We start from the raw sequence: 22586 nt of genomic DNA, 5'->3' as shown, positions 1-22586 counted from the left end.
CGGGACGTCAGGTGCGCTCGGGGAGATCCGCCGCCAGGGCCGCGGCCGCCTGTACCAACGGCAGAGCCAGCAGCGCCCCTGTCCCCTCGCCCACTGTGACGCCATGATCGAGCAAAGGGTTGAGCGCCATCCGGTCAAGTGCCTTCGCCTGCGCCGGGTCGCCGCTGGACTGGCCGGCCAGCCACCAGTCGGGCGCCCGGAACGCCACCCGCTGACCCACCAGGGCGCAGGCCGCGGAGACCACCCCGTCGAGGACCACGGGGGTGCGGCGCACCGCGCTCTGCAGCAGGAAGCCGGTCATGGCCGCGAAGTCCGCGCCGCCGGTCGCGGCCAGCAGCCGCAGCTGGTCGCCGAGGACCGGCCGGGCGCGGCGCAGCGCGTCCCGGATCGCCGCGCACTTGCGCATCCACGCCAGGTCGTCGATGCCCGCGCCGCCACGGCCGGTGACCACGGAGGCGTCGGTGCCGCACAGGGCGCCGATCAGGGTGCCCGCGACCGTGGTGCCGCCCACACTGAGGTCGCCGAGGACCACCAGGTCCGTACCGGAGTCGGCCTCCTCGTCGGCGATCGCCATGCCCGCGCGGAACGCGGCCTCCGCCTCCTCGGCGGTCAGCGCGTCCTCGACGTCGATCCGGCCCGAGCCGCGGCGCACCCGGTGCCGGGTGACCTCCTCGGGCAGCTCGGCCGGGTCGCAGTCCACGGACATGTCGACGACGCGCAGCCGCGCCCCGAACCGCCGGGCCAGCACCGCGCCCGCGCTGTCCCCGTCGAGCGCGGCCCGTACGAGCGCCACGGCACCGGCCTCGGGGCCGCCCGACACGCCGAGCCGCGCGATGCCGTGGTCGCCCGCGAAGACCAGCGCGGTGACCCGCTCCACGGGCTTGACCGGCACCGTCCCCTGGGCGGCGGCCAGCCACTCGCCCAGCTCGTCCAGCCGGCCCAGGGAACCGGGGCGGGGCACCAGGCGCTCCCGGCGCGCTTCGGCGTCCCGCCGGGTGCCGGGGTCGGGGCGCTCGATCAGTGTCGCGAAGTCATCAAGATTCAGACCGCTCATCCGTCGAACACTACCCGTAGAGGGTTACGGCACACGATGTCGCCGACCGGCGCCGACCGGCGGGTGGAACCCCGGCGGGCCGTGCCCGGGACGGCCGGGAGGCGGACGGGGGCCGGGCCGCCGGTCACTGTGTGCCGCGGCCCCGGCCCGCGGCCGGCCGGTCGGGGATCCGGGACGTGCCCGGACCGCGCGCCGACCGGCGGCCGGCCGGTCGGGGATCCGGGACGTGCCCGGACCGCGCGCCGACCCGCGGGGACCCGGCACCGCCGGGAACGGGGATGCCCGAGTCGTCCCGCCGGGCAGGCGACCGCAACCGCGCGGCGGCGCGGCGGCTCCTGCGAGTGGGAGGGCGCCGCCCGGGCCGGCCCGGGGGCGGGCCGGAGCTTCCCGCCTCCCCGGCCTGCCGTGCCGCCCGCTCCGGACGTCCCGTACGCATGCCCGCGCCGACCTTTCCCGGCGGCCCCGCCGCGCCCCGCGCCCCACGGCGCCGGTCGAGACCCCGGCCGTCCCGAGCCGCCCCGGGCGGCTCACCGCAGGGGCAGTGCCTGCCCGGCCACCACCAGCACCACCTGTTCGCACTGCGCGCCCAGCGCCACGTTCAGCCGCCCCAGCGCGTCCCGGAAGCGCCGGCCGGAGGCCGTGGCCGGGACGACGCCCGAGCCGACCTCGTTGCTCACCGCGACGACCGTGCGGCGGGTGCCGCGGACCGCCGCCACCAGCTCCGCCACCCGCGCGGCGAGCGCCTCCTCGCCGCCGTCGTGCCAGGTGGCGTCGGACCACGCCCCGACGGAGTCCATCGCGTCCGTCAGCCACAGCGCCAGGCAGTCGATCAGCAGCGGAGGGCCGTCCGCCGTGAGCAGGGGGACCAGGTCGCAGGTCTCGGCCGTGCGCCAGGAACCCGGCCGGCGCTCGCGGTGCAGCGCGACCCGCGCGGCCCAGTCCGCGTCCCCCTCGCGGGTGCCGCCGGTGGCGACGTACAGCACGTCGGGGAAGGACTCCAGCCGCCGCTCGGCCTCCACGGACTTGCCCGAGCGGGCGCCGCCCAGCACCAGCGTGCGCCGCGGCAGGTCCGGCACCGCGTGGTAGTCCCCGACGACCAGGCTCGTACCGTCCGGCACGGCCCGCGCCCCGGCCGCCGCCAGCCGCCGGTGCAGCTCCGGGCCGGGCGGTACGTCGTGGTCGACATGGACGCCGAGCACATCGGTCGTCGCGGTGACCGCGCCCGCGCCGCGCAGCCGGGCCAGGGCGTCCGGCCGGCCCAGCACGTCGAGCAGGACCATGTCGTACGGGCCGGAGCCCGGCCCGCCGGCCGGGGCGGACAGCCCGGCCGGCGCCGTGCCCGGCGGCAGGTACAGCAGCCGTTCCCCCTCGGGGCCCGTCACCTCGTAGCCGGTGCCCGGCGCGTCCAGGGCCACCGCGCGCACCCGGTGCCCGCTGATCACCGACAGCTCGCGCCCGTCGGGCACCCGCACCGGGGCCGGCAGCCCGGCCGGGAACTCCACGGCGGGCCCGTCGTGCGGGTGCGAGAGCAGCACCTGACGCACCCCGGCGATCGACCGCCCGGCGCGGGCGGCCGCGAACGCGGGCCCCGGGGTGAGGTCGAGGAGCACCGCCCCGTCGACGAGCAGCGCGGTCGCGGCCCGCGCCTCGTCGCCGGAGGCGGTGGCGCAGGACGCGCAGGGGCAGTCGGGGCGCGGCAGCCCTTCGGGGGCTCCGGTGCCGAGGAGAGTGATTTCCACGCCCTGATCGTCTCGCGTCCCGGGGGCGCGGGCGCGCCGGGATCACCCTTTCTCGTCCGCCGTGGACCGTTAGGCTGCGCTGCACGGCACGTGATTGGACGTCAGGAGGCGGACATGGTGTGGGCATGGCGGTTCGAGAAGGCCGACGGGACGGAGACGTCGCCCGCGGTGGAGCCGGAGGAGTTCACCACGCAGGGGGACGCGGAGTCCTGGATCGGCGAGGTCTGGAAGGAGCTGCTGGACGGCGGCGCGGAGCAGGTGACGCTGTTCGAGGACGACAGCGAGATCTACGTGATGAGCCTGCGGGCGGCCGCGGAGGCGTGAGCGGGGCTTTCCCCGCCCCGCCCCTTCCCGTATGCCCTCGACCGCCGGCGGGCCGGATTCCGGTCCGCCCGGCGGCCGGGGACACCGCGCGGCAGCGCGGGGAAGGGGCCCGGGGCCCCGGCCTCACAGCGTGCCCAGGGTGACCGTCACGGTCCGGACCGTGCCGTCCCGGTCGTAGGCCACCTCCGCCCGGTCGCCGGGCTTGAGGGCCGCCAGGGCCTCGGTGAGCGACTGCATCGTCGTGAGGTCGGTGCCGTTCAGGCGGATGAGGATGTCCCCGGGCCGCAGACCGGCCTTCTCGGCGGCGCCGCCGCCCCCCACGGCGACGATCGCGACGCCGGCCGGGGCGAAGTCGGAGCCGACGATCGTCCGCCCGGTGATGCCGAGCGCCGCCCGGCCGGAGTCGGTGACCTTGCCGTTCCTGACGATCTGGTCGGCGAGCCGGCGGACCGTGGCGGCCGGGATCGCGAAGCCGATGCCGGGCGCGGCGCCCTGGCCGAGCTCGGGGTCGACGGCGGCCAGCGTGGGGATGCCGATGACCCGGCCGGACAGGTCGACCAGCGCGCCGCCGCTGTTGCCGGGGTTGATGGCCGCCGAGGTCTGCACCATGTTGGCGATGGTCGCGCCGGTGCCGCCGCCCGCCCGGCCCTCGCTGACCGTGCGGCCGACGGCGGAGACGATGCCCTGGGTGACGCTGCTGGACAGGCCGAGCGGGTTGCCCATGGCCAGCACGATCTGCCCGACCTCGACCTTGGCGGAGTCGCCGAAGGCGGCCGGCTTGAGGTTCTGCGGGATGTCGTCGAGCACGACCACGGCGAGGTCCTGCTCGGGATAGCTCGCGACCAGCCGGGCGCCGACCGTGCCGCCGCCCGTGGCCAGGGTGACCTTGAAGGTCCTGGCGCCCCCGACGACGTGCGCGTTGGTGACGACGTGGCCCTTGGCGTCGTAGACGACCCCGGAGCCCAGGCTGCCCCCGGCGGTGATCTGCACGACGGAGGGCAGGACGTCCTTGACGACCCGCTGATAGGCGGACTGGAGGTCCCCGGCCGGGCCGCGCCCCGAGGGCGGGGCACTGGCGGCGGGGGCCGGCGAGGCGGCCGCGGTCCGCTCACCGGAGCCGGAGGCGGCGGGGGACGAACCGGGGGCGCCGGAGCAGCCGCCCAGCGCCGCCGCCGCGCACACGGCGGCGGCCACGGGGGTCAGGAGCCGGCGCGGGAGCGTCCGGGCGGGTGAGACGTCCATGTATCGGAGTATCACGTCGGCCCGGCCCGCTGTCCCGGCCAGAGCCGCCGGGTGCCGCCGTACGGGCGGGGGACCGCGAACCGGGCCTCTGACCCGGCTCCGCGCGGTTCAGCCCCGCACACCGCACAGGTGCAGCAGCGCCGCGACCGCGCGGTACGGGTCGGTGCGGCCCGCCCGGTCCTCGGCGGTGAGCAGGCGGTCCAGCGCCTCGCCCGCCGGGGGCTCCCGGCCGTCGGCCGCCTGGTCCGTGAAGACCCGCACCCCGTACCAGGCGTGCAGCGGGGCGCCGATGCCGGCGAGCGTCGCCGTCAGCGTCTCCCTGCGGTCCGCGCGGACCGTGAGGCCGAGGCGGTTGGTGTAGGCGGGGGAGTCGAAGGCCGCGAGAGCCGTCCCCCAGTCACCGGCCAGCCCCGGCCGCATGGCCAGGGCGTCGGCGTTCCGGACGAGCAGGGAGAGGAGGCCGCCGGGCGCGAGCACCCGGGCCAGCCCGGCGAGCATGGGGTCCGGCTCCGTCACGTACATCAGCACGCCGTGGCACAGCACGACGTCGAAGGAGCCGGGGAGGAAGTGCGCGCCCGCGCCCCGGCCGTCGCCCTCGACCACCCGCACGCGCTCCCGGATGCCCTCGGGCTCGGCCGTCAGCGCCTCGCGCAGGGCGGCCACCATGCGGGGGTCGGCCTCCAGGCCGGTCACCTCGTGGCCCGCCCGGGCCAGCCGCAGGGCCTGGGTGCCCTGGCCGGGGCCGACGTCGAGGACCCGCAGCCGGCGGCCCACCGGGAAGCGGGCCGCTATCTGTTCGTCGAGCTGGCGTGCGACCAGCTCCTGCCGGACCGCGTTCCGTAAGCCGCCCAGGCCCCGGAGCCAGCCCTCCGCGCCCCCGCCGAAGGCGGACGCGAGGGCGGCACCGGTCAGGGCTTCTCCCCGCGCTTGACCTTCGGCTTGGGCAGCCGCAGCCGGCGCATCTGGAGCGTGCGCATCAGGGCGTACGGCACGGCGCCGCGGACGTTCTCGTCCGGGAAGCGCTTCTTCAGGGCGCGCTTCAGCGTGACGGCCGTGAGCACGGAGTTGATCACGATGAGGACGATCACGATCATCCACGCCAGGAGCACGTACGACTGGAAGCCGCCACGGTTGATCATGCTCAGGACGAGGATGAGGACGGCGAGCGGCAGGAAGAACTCCGCCACCGAGTACCGCGCGTCCACGAAGTCGCGCGCGAAGCGGCGGACCGGGCCCTTGTCACGGGCGGGCAGGAAGCGCTCGTCGCCATTGGCCAGCGCCTCGCGCTGCTTGGCCAGGTCCACGCGGCGGGCGTCCCGCGCGCGCTTCGTGGCCTCCTTGCGGTTGGCCGGCGTGGCGGCCAGGCTGCGGCGCTGCGAGCTGGCCTCGCTGCGCTTGGGGGTGGGGCGGCCCTTGGGTGCCTGCGGGTCGCGCTGCTTCGGCTGGTCCGCGGTCACCTGGGTGGCTGCGGCCTGCTCATCCTTGGAGGTGGAACGGCTTCGGAACACAACACCCAAGGGTACGGGGTGACGGCAGGTGGGCACCGGCGACAAGGGGAACGATCCGGCAACGGCGGCGCGTTCCCCTTACGGGAAGGGCGCCGCACCCCCGCCCCCTGATGGCCCTCTACTCCTTGCGCCGGAGGGCGGCGACCTCCTGATCGTCCTGGAGGAGGAGCGCATCGGAGCCCGAACAGTGCGGTAATGGAAGCGGGCCCCTTACTGTGGGGTCTGCAAGATGTGCTGGAGCTCGTAGTCCGTCAGAAGGGGGCGCCCGAGGCCCATGAGCGGTGTCATGAAGCGTATGGGAATGATTTTCCGCGCGAAGGCCAACAAGGCCCTGGACCGGGCCGAGGACCCGCGCGAGACCCTCGACTACTCGTACCAGAAGCAGCTCGAACTGCTCCAGAAGGTACGCCGCGGGGTCGCCGACGTGGCGACGTCCCGCAAGCGCCTGGAGCTCCAGCTCAACCAGCTCCAGGGGCAGTCCAGCAAGCTGGAGGACCAGGGCCGCAAGGCGCTCGCCCTCGGTCGCGAGGACCTGGCGCGCGAGGCGCTCTCCCGCCGCGCCGCCCTCCAGCAGCAGGTCAGCGACCTGGAGACGCAGCACACCACGCTCCAGGGCGAGGAGGAGAAGCTCACCCTCGCCGCGCAGCGCCTCCAAGCCAAGGTCGACGCCTTCCGCACCAAGAAGGAGACGATCAAGGCCACCTACACCGCCGCGCAGGCCCAGACCCGCATCGGCGAGGCGTTCTCCGGCATCTCCGAGGAGATGGGCGACGTCGGCCTGGCCATCCAGCGGGCCGAGGACAAGACCCAGCAGATGCAGGCGCGCGCCGGCGCCATCGACGAGCTGCTCGCCTCGGGCGCGCTCGACGACCCGACCGGCACCGCGAAGGACGACATCACCGCCGAGCTGGAGCGCCTCTCCGGCGGCTCCGACGTGGAGCTGGAGCTCCAGCGGATGAAGGCCGAGCTCGCGGGCGGCACCGGCGGGGCCAAGCCGGCCATCGAGGGCGGCGCCGCCGGCCAGACCGGCCAGGCGCAGCCGCACGACCAGCCGCGCTTCGACAAGCAGTGACCGGCCCGCGGTGACGGCACCGTGCGGGGGCCGCGGTGACGGACCCGCGGCCGCGTACGGGCCGGAGCGGGCTCCGGCAGGGCAGTGAGCAGTCCCCACAGACGCAGTACTCACCGATGGTGAGCAGCGCGCCGACAGGCACCGGACCGAGGGAGACCGTCATGATCGTACGGATCATGGGGGAGGGCCAGTGGAAGCTGGCCGACAGCCACTTCATCGAGCTCAACAAGCTGGACGACGAGCTGCTGGACGAGATGGAGGGCGGCGACGAGGCAGGCTTCCGCCGCACCCTCGGCAGCCTGCTCGAGGCCGTGCGCCGGCTGGGCTCCCCCCTGCCGGACGACGCCCTGGAACCCTCGGAGCTGATCCTGCCCGCGCCCGACGCCTCCCTCGACGAGGTCAGGCAGATGCTGAGCGACGACGGGCTCATCCCCGGCTGACACGGCCCGGTCGCCATGGGCACGGCGGTCCCACCGCCACCGCCCCCGGGCGTCGCGGTCCCGGCGGTGCGCTCCGGCGGATCGCCCCCTTCGGCACGCCCCACGGACCGCCCGGCCCGGCCGGCCTGCCATGGAACTCCGGCACCCGCCGGCCCCCGTCCCTCCCGAGGGGCGGGGGCCGGCGCGCCTCGTCCGCCCCGCCCCCGAGGACCCCGATGACCTCCCTCGCTGTCACCGGCCTCGCCCGCCCGCACCGCTGGCTCCGCGCGCACCCCCTCGCGGCCGACGCCTTCCTCGCCGCCGCCACCTTCGGCACCGTCCTGATCGGCGCCACGGTCAGCCGGTACACCGACCGGCACCCGCCCGGCTCCGGCTTCGTCCTGCTCGCGCTCCTCGCCTGCGCCTGCCTGGTGTTCCGCCGCCGGGCCCCGCGCGCGGTCCTGTGCGCCACCTCGGCGGCGACCCTCTTCGAGATCGTCGGCACCCGGGGGACCGCCCCGCACACCCAGATCGCGATGTCCGTCGTCGTGGCCCTCTACACCGTCGCCTCCCGCACCGAGCGGCCCATGGCCTGGCGGATCGCCGCGGCCACCGTCGCCGTGCTCACCGTCGGGGGCATGGTCTTCGGGGCGCCGCCCTGGTACTCCCAGGAGAACCTCTCCCTGCTGGCCTGGACCGGCATGGCGGGCGCCGCCGGGGACGCCGTCCGCAGCCGCCGCGCCTACGTCGCCGCGATCGAGGAGCGGGCCGTACGCGCCGAGCGCACCCGCGAGGAGGAGGCCCGGCGCCGGGTCGCCGAGGAGCGGCTGCGCATCGCCCGGGAGCTGCACGACGTCGTGGCCCACCACATCGCCCTGGTCAACGTCCAGGCCGGGGTCGCCTCGCACATCATGGACAGCCGCCCCGACCAGGCCAAGGAGGCCCTCGCGCACGTCCGCGAGGCCAGCCGCTCGGCGCTGTCGGAGCTGCGCGCGACCGTCGGCCTGCTGCGCCAGTACGGCGACCCGGAGGCCCCGACCGAGCCCGCGCCCGGCCTCGGCGTCCTCGGCCACCTCGTCGACGGGTTCGCCCGCGTCGGCCTGGACGTCACGCTCACCGTGGCCTCCACCCTGCCCGGCGGCCCCGGCGGCGGCACGGACCCCGCCGAGGCGGCCGCGGTGGTCGGCCGGCTGCCCGGCGCCGTGGACCTCACCGCCTACCGGCTCCTCCAGGAGGCGCTCACCAACGTCCACAAGCACGCCGGGCCCGGCGCCCGCGCCGAGGTCGCCCTGCTGCGCGGCACGGACCGGCTGCTGCTGACCGTGCTGGACGACGGCGCGGGAGCGCCCCCCGGGGCGGGGGAGCGGCCGGGCGGCCACGGTCTGACCGGCATGCGCGAGCGCGCCACGGCTCTCGGCGGCAGCTGCGAGGCGGGCCCGCGCACCGACGGCACCCCGGGCTTCCAGGTCCGCGTCACGCTGCCGTTGCCGGGGCGGGCGGAGCCTACGCTGCTCCCATGAGCGATCCCGCGATCCCGCCCGTGAGCCCCGCCCGGGTGCTCCTCGTCGACGACCAGGCACTGCTGCGCAGCGCGTTCCGGGTGCTGGTGGACTCGGAGCCGGACATGACCGTGGTGGGCGAGGCCGCGGACGGCGCGCAGGCCGTCGAGCTCACCCGCCGGCTCGTCCCGGACGTGGTGCTGATGGACATCCGGATGCCCGGCACGGACGGTCTGGCCGCGACCCGTGCCATCTGCGCCGACCCCGCGCTCTCCCAGGTGCGGGTGGTGATGCTGACGACCTTCGAGGTCGACGAGTACGTGGTGGAGTCGCTGCGCGCGGGCGCCTCCGGCTTCCTGGGCAAGGGCGCGGAGCCGGACGAGCTGCTCAACGCGATACGGGTCACGCGGGCCGGCGAGTCGCTGCTGTCGCCCGCGGCCACGAAGGGACTGATCGCCCGCTTCCTCGCCCAGGGCGAGCCGGACCCGGCCCCCGACGGCGCGGAGCGGGGCGCCGGCCGGCTCGCGGCGCTGACCGGCCGGGAGCGGGAGGTGCTGGTGCAGGTGGCGGGCGGGCTGTCGAACGACGAGATCGGCGAGCGGCTCACCGTCAGCCCGCTGACGGTGAAGACGCATGTGAACCGGGCGATGGCCAAGCTCGGGGCGCGGGACCGGGCGCAGCTCGTGGTGATCGCGTACGAGTCGGGGCTGGTGCGGCCGCGGGCGGAGTGACCCTTCCGGCCCGCCGCTGTCCGCCGCGTGGCGGGGCGGGCGCCCGGGCCCTCTTCCGGGCTGACATGCCGCTGACACGCGGTGTCCTCGGAAGCCGGGCGGGCCGCGTCGGCCCGCCCGGCTTCCGAGGGCGCGGGGTCCGGGGCCGGGCCCCGGACCACCGGCTACGGCAGCGCCAGCATCCGCTCCAGGGCCAGCTTCGAGAAGCTCGCCACCTCCGGGTCGACCTCGATGCGGTTGACGACCTTGCCCTCCGCCAGCGACTCCAGGGCCCACACCAGGTGCGGCAGGTCGATCCGGTTCATCGTCGAGCAGAAGCAGACCGTCTTGTCGAGGAAGACGATCTCCTTGCCCTCACCGGCGAATCGATTCGCCAGACGACGGACCAGGTTCAGCTCGGTGCCGATGGCCCACTTGGAGCCGGCCGGGGCGGCTTCCAGGGTCTTGATGATGTACTCGGTGGAGCCGACGTAGTCCGCCGCCGCCACGACCTCGTGCCGGCACTCGGGGTGCACCAGGACATTGACGCCCGGGATGCGCTCGCGCACGTCGTTCACGGAGTCGAGCGAGAAACGGCCGTGCACCGAGCAGTGGCCGCGCCACAGGATCATCTTCGCGCCGCGCAGCTCCTCGGCGGTCAGCCCGCCGCCCGGCTTATGCGGGTTGTAGAGCACGCAGTCGTCCAGGGACATCCCCATGTCACGGACGGCCGTGTTGCGGCCGAGGTGCTGGTCGGGGAGGAAGAGGACCTTCTCGCCCTGCTCGAACGCCCAGTTCAGCGCGCGCTCGGCGTTGGATGAGGTGCAGATCGTGCCGCCGTGCTTGCCCGTGAACGCCTTGATGTCGGCGGAGGAGTTCATATACGAGACGGGGACGGTCACCCCGGCGACGCCCGCCTCGGTGAGGACGTCCCAGCACTCGGCGACCTGCTCGGCGGTGGCCATGTCGGCCATCGAGCAGCCCGCGGCCAGGTCCGGCAGGACGACCTGCTGGTCGGCGGTGGTCAGGATGTCCGCGGACTCGGCCATGAAGTGGACGCCGCAGAAGACGATGTACTCGGCGTCGGGCCGGGCGGCCGCGTCACGGGCGAGCTTGAAGGAGTCCCCGGTGACATCCGCGAACTCGATGACCTCGTCGCGCTGGTAGTGGTGGCCGAGCACGAAGACCTTGTCGCCGAGCTTCGCCTTGGCCGCGCGGGCGCGCTCCACCAGGTCCGGGTCGGAGGCCGCCGGCAGGTCGCCGGGGCACTCCACGCCGCGCTCACTCCTGGGGTCGGCCTCGCGGCCGAGCAGCAGGAGGGCCAGGGGCGAAGGGGAGGGAGCCTGGAAATCCAAGGTCTGGGCGGTGGTCACGTCACGCACCCTTTCTGTTTCTGCGGACGGCCGGAAAGGGCCTTGTCGTCAAGTTGACGTTATCTATCATAACTGCTTCACGTCAGTTTGACGATGGCCATTGCGTCGATGTGACACATTCCCGTTCGGCCGAGCGGTGTGCGAGCATGAAAGGCGGAAGTACTACGCCAGGCCCGGAATGAATCCGGGAGACCGGCGGTTGCAGCCGAGGGCAAGCAGTCCGCACAAACCCGGGAGTGAAGCAGATGTCCGTTCAGGACGAGAAGACCACTGTGAGCGACGGCATCCTCCTGTCCGACGCCGCCGCCGCCAAGGTCAAGGCCCTGCTGGAGCAGGAGGGCCGCGAGGACCTGGCCCTGCGCGTCGCCGTCCAGCCCGGCGGCTGCTCCGGCCTGCGCTACCAGCTCTTCTTCGACGAGCGCTCGCTCGACGGCGACGTCGTCAAGGACTTCGACGGAGTCAAGGTCGTCACCGACCGCATGAGCGCCCCGTACCTGGGCGGCGCCTCCATCGACTTCGTCGACACCATCGAGAAGCAGGGCTTCACGATCGACAACCCGAACGCGACGGGCTCCTGCGCCTGCGGCGACTCCTTCAACTAAAGAGTCCCGCGACGCCGACGGCGAAGGCCGCGACCTGACGGTCGCGGCCTTCGCCGTGTCCGCTCCCGGTGTGCCCGGGGCTACTTCCGCTGCTGCTCCGGCACGGGCTCGCCCGTCGTCGCGTCGACGACCTTCCGGTCGCCCAGCGGCTCGTCCAGCGCCACCGTCTCGGTGAACTCCTTCGCCATCAGCACGCACCGCGCGCCGGGCCGCTGCTCGGTGCCGGTCACCTTGACCGTCACCGCCGCGCCGGACTGCTCGGCCGACGCCGCGTAGTCGCTGCACACCCCGCCCCAGAAGTGCAGCGCCAGCCGCCGGCCGTCCTTGCCGTCCAGGCTGTACGACTCCACGTGCACCGGCGTCGACTTCGGGGTGCCGGTCGCGGGGGGCCCGGAGGGCTCGGCCGACGGTCCGCCCGACCCCGTCAGGAACTTCGGGTCCACGGCGGGCTGCACCACCGGGACCGTCACCCCCTCGTCCGACTTGTCGCCCCGGTCCAGCGCCTTGTGCGTCCGGACCTGGAAGACCCACGACGGCACCAGCGCCTGCCGCCCCCGCACATACTGCGAGGCCAGCGCGTAGGACGCCCCGGTCACCACCGACGGCTCGGCCGCCGGGCGCTCCTTGCCCGGGCAGGGCGCCGACGCCTCCTCGCCGTGCGGGACCGCCGTGGCGCAGCCCCCGACGGAGACCTCGGACGAGGTCCCGGACCGGCCCTTGTTCAGCTCCGCCAGGGCCTGATCCGCGCCGATCAGCGGATACTCGGCCCCCTTGGGAGGCGTCTGCAACTGCCCGCCGCCCCCGACCAGTTGCCCGTCGGACCCCACCTCCAGCCGGGTCTGCCAGCCGTACGTCGCCGCGCCGTCGACCACGGGGTCGGCCACCACGGCCCGTACCGCACCGTGCAGCTCGTCCGCCCTGACCTTCGCGTTCCGCTGGCCCAGCGCCTTGAGCACGGGCGCGGCCACGCTCTTCGCCCTGTCCTCGGGTACGGGCCCGACCTCTCCGCCCGCCCCTCCCTCGGCGCCCTTGGCGCCGTCCCGGAACTGCGGGCAGCGGACCGACGCCGACGCGGGGTCCGGGCCGAGGCCCCGGCCCAGCCCCTTGTCCCGCCCGCCGTCCGCGCACCCGGGGCCGCCCGGCGTCCCGTACCGCGCGAACGACCAGTTGCCCGGCCCCTTGCCGTTCACCTGGAGCGTGGGCTCGGACGCGCCGGGTCCGCCGCCGACCCGCCAGACGCCCTGCTCCAGCCGGGGCGCGCCCGATACCGACAGCGCCTTCGCCAGCGCGGCCACCGCGTCCTCGGTGACGGTGTCCGCCGGGAGGCGGACCGCCGCCGACCGGGGCCCGGTGGGCAGCTTCCCCTCGGCGCGGTAGCGCACCCCGTGCGGATCGGGCTCCCCGACGGCGATGTCCTGCCCCGGGCCGCCCCGGTGGTAGCCGTCCAGCGCGAGCGGCGGGGGAGAGCCGTCCCGGCCGGGCGAGCCGGCGGCGTCCTTGCCGCCGCTCTTGCCGTCGGCCGCCGTGGACGCCCAGTAGGCGCCGCCGCCACCGGCCAGCAGTACCGCGGCCGCGACCGACGCGACGGCCAGCCGTGGGTGCCTGCGCCGTTCCTTGCGCCCCGGCGCGCGATCGGGGGTGCTCTCCGGCGTCCCGCCCTCGGTGCTCACCACATCGCTCCTTCGCTCCGCTCAATGTGTGTACTGCGGTGTCCCCTGGGAGGGGGACGTCGCTTGGACGGAGCGCAGGAGCGAGCGGTTCCACCAGTCCTCAGTCGCCGTACTCCGACATTCCGTCCAGCAGCCGTGCGGAGGCCGGGGGCACCGACACCCCGTGGATGCGCGAGGGCGGTACGGGCGCGGGGACGGCCGGGACCGGCCCGGCGCCGGCCCAGTGCGGAGCCATCCGGGCGCACAGGCGACGCAGTTCCTCAAGGGATTCGGGCTCGGATTCGATGAACGTGACGTCCTTCACAGGGTTCGGCATACCGGCACCGTACGCATCACCCGGCACACCGAGAAAGGGCTACTATTAGGTAATTTTGTCCGTTGGATGGCTGGATCCGAACCCAAGTGCGACTCCGGACCCGGTAGCGTGGTGTGGCTCTTCCTGTCCTTCATGTCACCTCGCCCCTGCAGGAGCAGACCCGCCGTGCGTATCGCTGTCACCGGCTCCATCGCCACCGACCACCTGATGACCTTTCCCGGCCGTTTCGCCGATCAGCTTGTGGCGGACCAGCTGCACACCGTCTCGCTCTCGTTCCTCGTCGACGACCTGGACGTGCGCCGCGGTGGCGTCGCCCCCAACATCTGCTTCGGCATGGGCGTCCTCGGCCTCCACCCGATCCTGGTGGGCGCCGCCGGCCAGGACTTCGCCGAGTACCGCGCCTGGCTGGACCGGCACGGCGTCGACACCGCCTCCGTCCGCATCTCCGAGGTGCTGCACACCGCGCGCTTCGTCTGCACCACGGACACCGACCACAACCAGATCGCGTCCTTCTACACCGGGGCGATGAGCGAGGCCCGCCAGATCGAGCTGAAGCCGGTCGCCGACCGCGTGGGCGGCCTCGACCTGGTCCTGATCGGCGCGGACGACCCCGAGGCGATGATCCGCCACACCGAGGAGTGCCGCTCGCGGGGCGTCGCGTTCGCCGCCGACCCCTCCCAGCAGCTCGCCCGCATGGACGGCGACGACATCCGCGTCCTCGTCGACGGTGCCGCGTACCTCTTCACCAACGAGTACGAGAAGGCCCTCATCGAGTCCAAGACCGGCTGGTCGGCGGAGGAGATCCTGGCCAAGGTCGGCACCCGCGTCACCACGCTGGGCGCCCGCGGCGTGCGCATCGAGCGGGCCGGCCTGCCCACGATCGAGGTCGGCTGTGCGCAGGAGGAGGCCAAGGTCGACCCGACCGGCGTCGGCGACGCCTTCCGCGCGGGCTTCCTCGCGGGCCTGACGTGGGAGCTCTCGCTGGAGCGCTCGGCGCAGCTGGGCTGCATGCTCGCCACGCTCGTCATCGAGACGCTCGGCACCCAGGAGTACGAGCTGCGGCGCGGGAACTTCATGGAGCGCTTCACCAAGGCGTACGGCGACGAGGCCGCGGCCGAGGTCCGGGCCCACCTGGCCTGACGCGTCCGCGCGTCCGCGCACGTGCCCGGGCGCGCCCGGCGGGTCTTCCCCACCCCGCCCCTTCCCGAACGGGGCTCCGCCCCGGACCCCGGTCCTCAATCGCCGGACGGGCTGAAATCAGCCCGTCCGGCGATTGAAGACACCGCGCGTCAGCCCGGCCACCGCCTACCCGCGGCGCCGCACCGTGTACGCGGTCCCGCCCGGCACCGGGCGTTCCCCCACGTACTCCTGGTCGCGCATCCCGCACCACGCCGGGACGTCCAGCCGCGCCGCCTCGTCGTCGGACAGCACCGTCACCAGGCCGCCCACCGGCACGTCCCCGATCACCTTGGCCAGCTCGATCACGGGGATCGGGCACCGCTTGCCGAGCGCGTCCACGACCAGCTCCGCCGCCGCACCGGAGCCGGAGCCGGTCGGGGACGGGGCCGCCGCGGCCGCTTCCCGGGGGACGCCCAGCCGCTCGCGGACCGAGGCCACCGCCCCCGGCAGCACGCCGAGGAACGCCTCCACGTCCGCGGCCCGCGTCCCGGCCGGGAGCGAGACGCGGACGTTGCCCTCCGACAGCACGCCCATCGCCCGCAGCACATGGCTGGGCATCAGCGTGCTGGAGGTGCACGAGGAGCCGGACGAGACGGAGAACCCGGCCCGGTCCAGGGCGTGCAGCAGCGCCTCGCCGTCGACGTACAGGCAGGAGAAGGTGACCAGGTGCGGCAGCCGCCGTACGGGGTCGCCGACCACCTCCACGTCCGGCACGAGCTCCGGCACCCGGGCCCGTACCCGCTCCACGAGCTCCCGCAGCCGGGCCGCCTCGGCCGCCGCCTCCGCCCGCACCGCGCGCAGCGAAGCGGCCGCGGCGACGATCCCGGGCAGGTCGGGGAAGCCGGGCGCGCGCCCCGACTCCCGTTCGTCCGAGGGTCCCTGGGGCGCGAAGCGCACGCCCTTGCGCACCGCCAGCAGTCCCACCCCCGCCGGGCCGCCCCACTTGTGGGCGCTCGCGGTCAGCAGCGACCAGCCGCCCTCGACCGGGCCCCAGCCGAGCGACTGCGCGGCGTCCACCAGCAGCGGCACGCCCGCCGCCCGGCACTCCTCCGCGACCTCGGCGACCGGCTGCACGGTGCCCACCTCGTGGTTGGCGGACTGCAGGGCGGCGAGCGCGGTACCGGGGGTCAGGGCCGCGGCGTAGGAGCCGGGCGCGACCCGGCCCGTACGGTCCACGGCGACCTCGGTCACCGTGCCGCCGGCCGCCTCCAGCGACGCGGCCGACTGGAGGACGGCCGAGTGCTCGACGGCGGACACCACCAGATGGCGGCCCGTCCGGCGGCGGCCGGCCAGCGCGCCCGCGATGCCGTCGTGCAGCGCGCGGGTACCCGATGGGGTGAACACCAGCTCGTCCGGCCGGCAGCCGACCGCCTCCGCCGCGGCCTCGCGCGCGGCGTCCAGCAGCAGCCGGGCCCGGCGGCCCTCGCGGTAGAGCCGGGCGGGGTCGGCCCAGCCCTCGTCGAGGGAGGCCAGCAGGGCCTGGCGGGCGACGGGGTGCAGCGGGGCGGCGGACGCGGCGTCGAAGTAGGGCACGGCGACACGCTAACGCCCTCGGGGCGGCCGGGGCGGGTGCCGGGGGACTCTCGGGGCGTGGGATCGCCGGGCGTCGCGCCCAAGATCGTCCAGTGCTTTCCGGGAGGGCCGCCCGGCTCCGCCCGTCACCCGTACGCACCCCCCGTACGCTGCACTGACGGTCCTCCAGATAGCCGCCGGAGCCCTGTATTCCACCCCTTCGGGGAGTGGCCCGGCGCGTTGGGCACCCTCCCCGCGCGGCCCCAAATAGCGTCCAGTAGGGTTTGGTCCGCATAAACATCCAAACCCCTGCCCGCAGCGGGCCGGCGACCGACCAGTGAGACGGCCGCAGCCGGTCGCACGGGCGAGACTCTCGGGAAGGCGCTACGTGAGTCCCAACGGCTCCGACCGCTCGTCGCGGCGCCCGGTGCGGCGGAAGCTGCTGCAGGCGCTGGCCGCGGGCGCTGTCCTTGCGACCGCCTCCGGTTGCACATATAAGGACTTTCCCCGCCTCGGAATGCCCACTCCCGTCACGGAAGAGGCGCCGCGGATCCTCTCCCTGTGGCAGGGCTCTTGGGCCGCCGCCCTCGTGGTCGGCGTCCTGGTGTGGGGCCTGATCATCTGGAGCGTCATCTTCCACCGGCGCAGCCGGAGCAAGGTCGAGGTTCCTCCGCAGACCCGGTACAACATGCCCATCGAGGCGCTGTACACCGCGGTCCCGATCATCATCGTGTCGGTGCTCTTCTACTTCACCGCGCGTGACGAGAACAAGCTCCTGACCAACCCGGACAAGCCGCAGCACGTCATCAACGTGGTGGGCTTCCAGTGGAGCTGGGCCTTCAACTACATGGAGGACGTCGACGGCAACGCCGCGACCCCGGCGAAGCCGCTCCGGGAGAACAAGGAGCTCGACGCGATCCCGGACCGGTTCCTGGAGAAGACCCCGAAGGGCGCCGAGGGCGTCTACGAGGTCGGCGTCCCCGGTGACCGGAACCCGCAGAACAACAACCCGGGCCCCACGCTGTGGCTGCCCAAGGGTGAGACGGTCCAGTTCGTCCTCACCTCGCGGGACGTCATCCACTCCTTCTGGGTGGTTCCGTTCCTGATGAAGCAGGACGTCATCCCGGGCCACACCAACAGCTTCACGGTGACCCCGAACAAGGAGGGCACCTTCATGGGCAAGTGTGCCGAGCTCTGCGGCCAGGACCACTCCCGGATGCTCTTCAACGTGAAGGTCGTCTCTCCCGAGCGGTACAAGGCGCACCTGAAGGAGCTGGCGGCCAAGGGCCAGACCGGTTACCAGCCGGCGGGTATCGCGCAGACGGATCACGCGAAGAACGCGGAGACCAAGAACAAGTGAGCATCCTCAACGAACCCCAGGGTGCCGCCGCGACAGCCACGGCAGCACCGCCCGTACGCCAGAAGCAGCCCGGCAGTACTGTGATCAAGTGGCTCACCACCACTGACCACAAGACCATCGGCACGATGTATCTGGTCACGTCGTTCGCGTTCTTCTGCATCGGCGGCCTGATGGCGCTCGTGATGCGCGCCGAACTCGCCCGTCCCGGCACGCAGATCATGTCGAACGAGCAGTTCAACCAGGCGTTCACGATGCACGGCACGATCATGCTGCTGATGTTCGCGACGCCGCTGTTCGCCGGATTCGCGAACTGGATCATGCCGCTGCAGATCGGCGCGCCCGACGTGGCGTTCCCGCGGCTGAACATGTTCGCCTACTGGCTCTACCTCTTCGGCTCGCTGATCGCGGTGGCCGGCTTCCTCACCCCGCAGGGTGCGGCCGACTTCGGCTGGTTCGCCTACTCCCCGCTGTCGGACGCGGTCCGCTCGCCGGGCGTCGGCGCCGACATGTGGATCATGGGTCTGGCCTTCTCCGGCTTCGGCACGATCCTCGGTTCGGTCAACTTCATCACCACGATCATCTGCATGCGCGCCCCGGGCATGACGATGTTCCGCATGCCGATCTTCACCTGGAACGTCCTGCTGACCGGTGTCCTGGTCCTGCTGGCCTTCCCGGTGCTGGCCGCCGCGCTGTTCGCCCTGGAGGCGGACCGTAAGTTCGGCGCCCAGATCTTCAACGCGGCGAACGGCGGTTCACTGCTCTGGCAGCACCTCTTCTGGTTCTTCGGCCACCCAGAGGTGTACATCATCGCGCTGCCGTTCTTCGGCATCATCTCCGAGGTCATCCCGGTCTTCTCCCGCAAGCCGATGTTCGGCTACTGGGGTCTGATCGCGGCCACGATCTCGATCGCGGGTCTGTCCGTGACGGTGTGGGCGCACCACATGTACGTCACGGGCGGTGTGCTGCTGCCGTTCTTCTCCTTCATGACCTTCCTGATCGCGGTCCCGACCGGTGTGAAGTTCTTCAACTGGATCGGCACCATGTGGAAGGGCTCGCTGTCCTTCGAGACCCCGATGCTCTGGGCCGTCGGCTTCCTGATCACCTTCACCTTCGGTGGTCTGACCGGCGTCATCCTGGCTTCGCCCCCGATGGACTTCCACGTCTCCGACTCGTACTTCGTGGTCGCGCACTTCCACTACGTCATCTTCGGCACCGTGGTGTTCGCGATGTTCTCCGGCTTCCACTTCTGGTGGCCGAAGTTCACGGGCAAGATGCTGGACGAGCGCCTGGGCAAGATCACCTTCTGGACGCTGTTCGTGGGCTTCCACGGCACGTTCCTGGTCCAGCACTGGCTGGGCGCCGAGGGCATGCCGCGCCGTTACGCGGACTACCTCGCCGCCGACGGCTTCACCACGCTGAACACGATCTCGACGATCAGCTCCTTCCTGCTCGGCCTGTCGATCCTGCCGTTCATGTACAACGTCTGGAAGACCGCCAAGTACGGCAAGAAGGTCGAGGTCGACGACCCGTGGGGCTACGGCCGCTCGCTGGAGTGGGCGACCTCCTGCCCGCCGCCGCGGCACAACTTCCTCACCCTGCCGCGGATCCGTAGCGAATCCCCGGCGTTCGACCTGCACCACCCGGAGATCGCGGCGCTGGAGCTCGAGGAGAACCTCGGCGCCGACAAGGCCCTCGCGGGTGGCAAGGAGGCCGGCAAGTGAAGATCCAGGGCAAGATGTTCATCTGGCTCGCCGTCTTCGTCCTCGCCATGGCGATCGTCTACGGCGTGTGGTCGAAGGAGCCGGCGGGTACGACCGCGCTGTTCCTGGCCTTCGGTCTGTGCATCATGGTCGGCTACTACCTGGCGTTCACCGCGCGCCGGGTGGACGCGGGCGCTCAGGACAACAAGGACGCGGACGTCGCCGACGACGCCGGCGAGCTGGGCTTCTTCGCCCCGCACAGCTGGCAGCCGCTGTCCCTGGCCATCGGTGGCGCGCTCGCCTTCATGAGCATCTGCTTCGGCTGGTGGCTGATGTACTTCTCCGCCCCGGTCATCGCCGTCGGCCTCTTCGGCTGGGTGTTCGAGTTCTACCGCGGTGAGAACCAGAACCAGTAGGTTCCGCACCGCTCCGTCCGGGCCCCGCACACCCTCCGGTGTGCGGGGCCCGGCGCGTTGCCGGGGCCGCCACCCGTTCGGAGTCACCCCGCAGGCCGAGGGCCCCGATCCTTCCTACGGTGTGACCATGAGTCACTCTCCTCGACGCCGTGTGGTGCACCTCTGCGCCATGCTGGTGTCCTCCGTGGCGCTGGGGGCCACCGCGTGCGGCGGCTCGTCGAACCCGCTCGCCGACGCGCCCTACGACGCCACCGGGCAGGTCGCGCTCACCGGCGCCGAGGACGGGCGCAAGGCCGACCCCAGCAAGCCGCTGGAGGTGACCGCCGACGGCACGGACCGGATCACCGACGTGACCGCGACGGACGCCGCCGGCCGCTTTGTGAAGGGCGAGCTCGACGCCGACGGCCGCCGCTGGCACAGCACCGGCGCGCTCGCGGCCGGCGCGCACTACACCGTCCGCGTCAGCACGGAGGACGAGGACGGCTTCCAGGGGCGCCGCACGGTCGGCTTCGACACCAGCGCGGCCGACCGGCTGCTCCGGGTCGCCTTCGGCCCGCAGAGCGGCACCTACGGTGTCGGACAGCCCGTCACGGCCGAGCTCAGCGCCCCCGTCCAGGACCCCGCCGCGCGTGCCGTCGTCGAGCGGGCCCTGAAGGTCGACACCCGGCCCGCCGTGGACGGCGCCTGGCACTGGGTGGACAACCGGACCCTGCACTACCGGCCCAAGGACTACTGGCCCGCCCGCACCACCGTCGAGGTCCGCTCCGGCCTGGACGGCATAAAGGTCGCCGGCGGCCTCTACGGCGGCTCCTCCAAGCCCGTGAGGCTCACCATCGGCGACCGCATCGAGGCCGTCACGGACGCCGCCGCGCACAGCATGACGGTGCTGCGGAACGGCAAGGAGATCCGCTCCATCCCGGTCACCACGGGCAAGCCGGGCTACGCGACCCGCAACGGGGTCAAGGTGGTCCTCGGCAGGGAATCCTTCGTACGCATGCGCGGCACCAGCATCGGCATCGCCGAGGGCAGCGAGGACTCCTACGACCTGCCGGTCCGCTGGGCCACCCGGGTGACCTGGAGCGGCGAGTACGTGCACGCCGCGCCGTGGTCCGAGGGCTCGCAGGGCAGCGAGAACGTCAGCCACGGCTGCACCGGCATGAGCACCGACAACGCCAAGTGGTTCTTCGACACCATCCACCTCGGCGACCTCGTCAAGGTCGTCAACAGCGCGGGCACCACCATGACGCCCTTCGACAACGGCTTCGGGGACTGGAACATGCCCTGGAAGCAGTGGCGCGAGGGCAGCGCCCTGGCGGCCGGCAAGCGCGACGGCAGCAACCCCGCCGACGCCGCCCGGCTGCGCCCCGAGGTGTAGCCCCGGCCGGGGGGCCCGCAGGACGCCGCAGCGGCCCCTCAGGGGCCGCTGCGGCGTCCTTCCGGGGCCTGTTTCGGCAGGGGCCGGGGGACGGGTCCCGCTCAGGCTTCCACGGGCCGCTTGCCGCGCAGCAGCCCGGCCAGGGCGTCCGCGAACACCGCCGGGTCCAGCGGGTGCGTCACGGCGGCGTCGGCGCGGCTCCAGGTGGCCAGCCAGGCGTCCTGCGGGCGCCCCATGAGCAGCAGCACCGGCGGGCAGCGGTAGACCTCGTCCTTGAGCTGCCTGCAGACGCCCATGCCGCCCGCGGGCGCCGTCTCGCCGTCCAGCACGCACACGTCGACCCGGCGCTCCTCCAGGGCCGCCAGGACGGCGGGGAGCGTCGCGCACTCCAGGTACTCCACGGCGGGCACATCGGCCGCCGGGCGGCGGCCCGCGGCCAGCCGCACCTGCTCGCGGGTGCCCGCGTCGTCGCTGTAGACCAGCACCGTGGCGGTCGGCTGCATCGTTCCTCCAGGCTGAGTGGACGGGCACGGCTGTGGCACGGGCACGGCGCGCGCGGGGGCGACCGCGCAGGCGTGCGCCGAGGCACCGCCTGCGCGGATGCTACTCCGCGCGCGCCGCGCCCGAGGAGGGTCCGGCACCCCCGAAAGATCTGTCCGCGGCCCCGCCCGACGGCCCGTCACCAGCGGTCGCACCGGGGCCCGGGCAGGGTTCCGGCAGGCCCCCACCAGGGCCTCGGCGGGTCCCCGGCAGGGCTGCGGAACGTCTGCTTCCCCCCTTTGGGGGACCCCCGCCTTGGGCCGTACGAGCAGGGCATACGGTCTTGACACACCGAACGGCACCCCCCGGAGTGAGCGCGAGATAAGCGACCGACATAATGTCGGTCGTGGCGACAGCAACAGCAGTAGATACCGGGCACGCGCACCCCTCGGTCAACCGGCCGAACCTCACCAGCGTCGGAACCATCATCTGGCTGAGTTCCGAGCTGATGTTCTTCGCGGCCCTCTTCGCGATGTACTTCACCCTGCGATCGGTCATGGGTGCCGAGCACTGGAAGGAAATGGCGTCCGCGCTGAACCTTCCGTTCTCGGCGACCAACACCACGATCCTGGTGCTCTCCTCACTGACCTGCCAGCTCGGTGTGTTCGCCGCCGAGCGCGGTGACGTGAAGAAGCTGCGCCTGTGGTTCGTGATCACGTTCGTGATGGGTGCCTTCTTCATCGGCGGCCAGGTCTTCGAGTACACCGATTTGGTCAAGAAGGACGGGCTCTCCCTGTCCTCCGACCCGTACGGCTCGGTCTTCTACCTGACGACCGGCTTCCACGGCCTGCATGTGACGGGCGGCCTGATCGCCTTCCTGCTGGTCCTGGGCAGGACGTACGCGGCCAAGAGGTTTACGCACCACCAGGCGACGGCGGCCATTGTCGTGTCCTACTACTGGCACTTCGTCGACGTGGTGTGGATCGGCCTCTTCGCCACGATCTACTTGATCAAGTAACCCGAAGATTTCGGTCCC

At 73.3% G+C, this 22586-nt stretch carries 22 protein-coding genes; 12 read left to right on the top strand and 10 right to left on the bottom strand.

What is annotated here, in order from left to right:
* Positions 1-7: 7 nt before the first annotated feature.
* Positions 8-1054: a nicotinate-nucleotide--dimethylbenzimidazole phosphoribosyltransferase gene (cobT, locus tag AF335_RS01175; protein WP_102916373.1), complete on the bottom strand. Its 1047-nt coding sequence runs from the start codon at positions 1052-1054 to the stop codon at positions 8-10.
* A gap of 527 nt (positions 1055-1581) precedes the next feature.
* The gene (locus tag AF335_RS01170; protein WP_170127553.1) at positions 1582-2793 is read right to left on the bottom strand and encodes a bifunctional adenosylcobinamide kinase/adenosylcobinamide-phosphate guanylyltransferase; all 1212 of its coding nucleotides are present in this window, start codon (positions 2791-2793) and stop codon (positions 1582-1584) included.
* Positions 2794-2907: 114 nt separating this feature from the next.
* Here AF335_RS01170 and AF335_RS01165 point away from each other — a divergent pair, with 114 nt between their 5' ends.
* Positions 2908-3117 (top strand): glycosyltransferase family 25 protein, encoded by a 210-nt coding sequence (locus tag AF335_RS01165; RefSeq protein WP_102916372.1) that lies wholly within the window; start codon positions 2908-2910, stop codon positions 3115-3117.
* Between the two features lie 123 nt (positions 3118-3240).
* Here the strand turns inward: AF335_RS01165 and AF335_RS01160 are convergent, their stop codons facing one another.
* From AF335_RS01160 to AF335_RS01150, 3 genes are all read right to left on the bottom strand, one after another.
* Positions 3241-4359 carry a S1C family serine protease gene (locus AF335_RS01160; protein ID WP_102916371.1) on the bottom strand — a complete coding sequence of 373 codons (1119 nt, stop codon included), beginning with the start codon at positions 4357-4359 and terminating at the stop codon, positions 3241-3243.
* Between the two features lie 108 nt (positions 4360-4467).
* Positions 4468-5211 (bottom strand): class I SAM-dependent methyltransferase, encoded by a 744-nt coding sequence (locus tag AF335_RS01155; protein WP_102916972.1) that lies wholly within the window; start codon positions 5209-5211, stop codon positions 4468-4470.
* Positions 5212-5267: 56 nt separating this feature from the next.
* Positions 5268-5867 carry a DUF3043 domain-containing protein gene (locus tag AF335_RS01150; RefSeq protein ID WP_102916370.1) on the bottom strand — a complete coding sequence of 200 codons (600 nt, stop codon included), beginning with the start codon at positions 5865-5867 and terminating at the stop codon, positions 5268-5270.
* A 286-nt stretch (positions 5868-6153) separates the two neighbouring features.
* On the opposite strand from AF335_RS01150, the gene AF335_RS01145 reads away from it, so the two are divergent.
* The 4 genes from AF335_RS01145 (at position 6154) to AF335_RS01130 (ending at position 9588) form a co-directional block, all read left to right on the top strand.
* Positions 6154-6939 (top strand): PspA/IM30 family protein, encoded by a 786-nt coding sequence (locus tag AF335_RS01145; RefSeq protein ID WP_102916369.1) that lies wholly within the window; start codon positions 6154-6156, stop codon positions 6937-6939.
* A gap of 161 nt (positions 6940-7100) precedes the next feature.
* On the top strand, positions 7101-7379 hold the full coding sequence (pspAA, locus tag AF335_RS01140; RefSeq protein ID WP_102916368.1) for a PspA-associated protein PspAA: 279 nt from the start codon (positions 7101-7103) through the stop codon (positions 7377-7379).
* A 215-nt stretch (positions 7380-7594) separates the two neighbouring features.
* Positions 7595-8878 carry a sensor histidine kinase gene (locus AF335_RS01135; protein WP_102916367.1) on the top strand — a complete coding sequence of 428 codons (1284 nt, stop codon included), beginning with the start codon at positions 7595-7597 and terminating at the stop codon, positions 8876-8878.
* Positions 8875-9588, top strand: coding sequence for a response regulator (locus tag AF335_RS01130; protein ID WP_102916366.1), 714 nt, complete (start codon positions 8875-8877; stop codon positions 9586-9588). The genes AF335_RS01135 and AF335_RS01130 overlap by 4 nt, the downstream gene beginning before the upstream one ends.
* 164 nt (positions 9589-9752) lie before the next feature.
* On the opposite strand, the gene nadA is transcribed toward AF335_RS01130, so the two are convergent.
* Complete coding sequence (gene nadA / locus AF335_RS01125) at positions 9753-10940, bottom strand: quinolinate synthase NadA (RefSeq protein ID WP_102916365.1); 1188 nt, start codon at positions 10938-10940, stop codon at positions 9753-9755.
* 245 nt (positions 10941-11185) lie between these two features.
* On the opposite strand from nadA, the gene AF335_RS01120 reads away from it, so the two are divergent.
* Positions 11186-11542 carry a HesB/IscA family protein gene (locus AF335_RS01120; protein WP_087928430.1) on the top strand — a complete coding sequence of 119 codons (357 nt, stop codon included), beginning with the start codon at positions 11186-11188 and terminating at the stop codon, positions 11540-11542.
* Positions 11543-11622: 80 nt separating this feature from the next.
* Here the strand turns inward: AF335_RS01120 and AF335_RS01115 are convergent, their stop codons facing one another.
* Together AF335_RS01115 and AF335_RS01110 are read right to left on the bottom strand one after the other, a co-directional pair.
* Positions 11623-13212 carry a hypothetical protein gene (locus AF335_RS01115; protein WP_311775570.1) on the bottom strand — a complete coding sequence of 530 codons (1590 nt, stop codon included), beginning with the start codon at positions 13210-13212 and terminating at the stop codon, positions 11623-11625.
* A 100-nt stretch (positions 13213-13312) separates the two neighbouring features.
* The gene (locus tag AF335_RS01110) at positions 13313-13528 is read right to left on the bottom strand and encodes a hypothetical protein (protein WP_102916363.1); all 216 of its coding nucleotides are present in this window, start codon (positions 13526-13528) and stop codon (positions 13313-13315) included.
* Between the two features lie 165 nt (positions 13529-13693).
* Between AF335_RS01110 and AF335_RS01105 the strand changes: the two genes are divergently transcribed.
* Positions 13694-14668 carry a carbohydrate kinase family protein gene (locus AF335_RS01105; protein WP_102916362.1) on the top strand — a complete coding sequence of 325 codons (975 nt, stop codon included), beginning with the start codon at positions 13694-13696 and terminating at the stop codon, positions 14666-14668.
* Positions 14669-14833: 165 nt separating this feature from the next.
* On the opposite strand, the gene AF335_RS01100 is transcribed toward AF335_RS01105, so the two are convergent.
* On the bottom strand, positions 14834-16240 hold the full coding sequence (locus tag AF335_RS01100) for a cysteine desulfurase/sulfurtransferase TusA family protein (RefSeq protein ID WP_102916361.1): 1407 nt from the start codon (positions 16238-16240) through the stop codon (positions 14834-14836).
* Between the two features lie 367 nt (positions 16241-16607).
* Here AF335_RS01100 and ctaC point away from each other — a divergent pair, with 367 nt between their 5' ends.
* The 4 genes from ctaC to AF335_RS01080 all read left to right on the top strand — a co-directional run bounded on the left by ctaC (position 16608) and on the right by AF335_RS01080 (position 21070).
* Positions 16608-17579 (top strand): aa3-type cytochrome oxidase subunit II, encoded by a 972-nt coding sequence (gene ctaC / locus AF335_RS01095; protein ID WP_102916360.1) that lies wholly within the window; start codon positions 16608-16610, stop codon positions 17577-17579.
* Positions 17576-19300, top strand: a complete 1725-nt coding sequence (gene ctaD, locus AF335_RS01090) for an aa3-type cytochrome oxidase subunit I (RefSeq protein WP_102916359.1) — start codon at positions 17576-17578, stop codon at positions 19298-19300. The genes ctaC and ctaD overlap by 4 nt, the downstream gene beginning before the upstream one ends.
* Positions 19297-19695, top strand: a complete 399-nt coding sequence (locus tag AF335_RS01085; RefSeq protein WP_095579058.1) for a cytochrome c oxidase subunit 4 — start codon at positions 19297-19299, stop codon at positions 19693-19695. Before ctaD ends, AF335_RS01085 begins: the two co-directional genes overlap by 4 nt.
* 127 nt (positions 19696-19822) lie before the next feature.
* On the top strand, positions 19823-21070 hold the full coding sequence (locus AF335_RS01080) for a L,D-transpeptidase (protein WP_102916358.1): 1248 nt from the start codon (positions 19823-19825) through the stop codon (positions 21068-21070).
* Between the two features lie 101 nt (positions 21071-21171).
* On the opposite strand, the gene AF335_RS01075 is transcribed toward AF335_RS01080, so the two are convergent.
* The gene (locus tag AF335_RS01075) at positions 21172-21573 is read right to left on the bottom strand and encodes a DNA-binding transcriptional response regulator (protein ID WP_102916357.1); all 402 of its coding nucleotides are present in this window, start codon (positions 21571-21573) and stop codon (positions 21172-21174) included.
* A gap of 374 nt (positions 21574-21947) precedes the next feature.
* On the opposite strand from AF335_RS01075, the gene ctaE reads away from it, so the two are divergent.
* Positions 21948-22568 (top strand): aa3-type cytochrome oxidase subunit III, encoded by a 621-nt coding sequence (ctaE, locus tag AF335_RS01070; protein WP_102916356.1) that lies wholly within the window; start codon positions 21948-21950, stop codon positions 22566-22568.
* The last annotated feature ends 18 nt before the right edge of the window (positions 22569-22586 follow it).

The sequence above is a fragment of the Streptomyces eurocidicus genome (assembly GCF_002891295.1).
In the GTDB taxonomy this organism is placed as follows: Bacteria; Actinomycetota; Actinomycetes; order Streptomycetales; family Streptomycetaceae; genus Streptomyces; species Streptomyces eurocidicus.
Note: the sequence above shows the minus strand (reverse complement) of the source record. Positions and strands in the feature narration are given on the sequence as shown.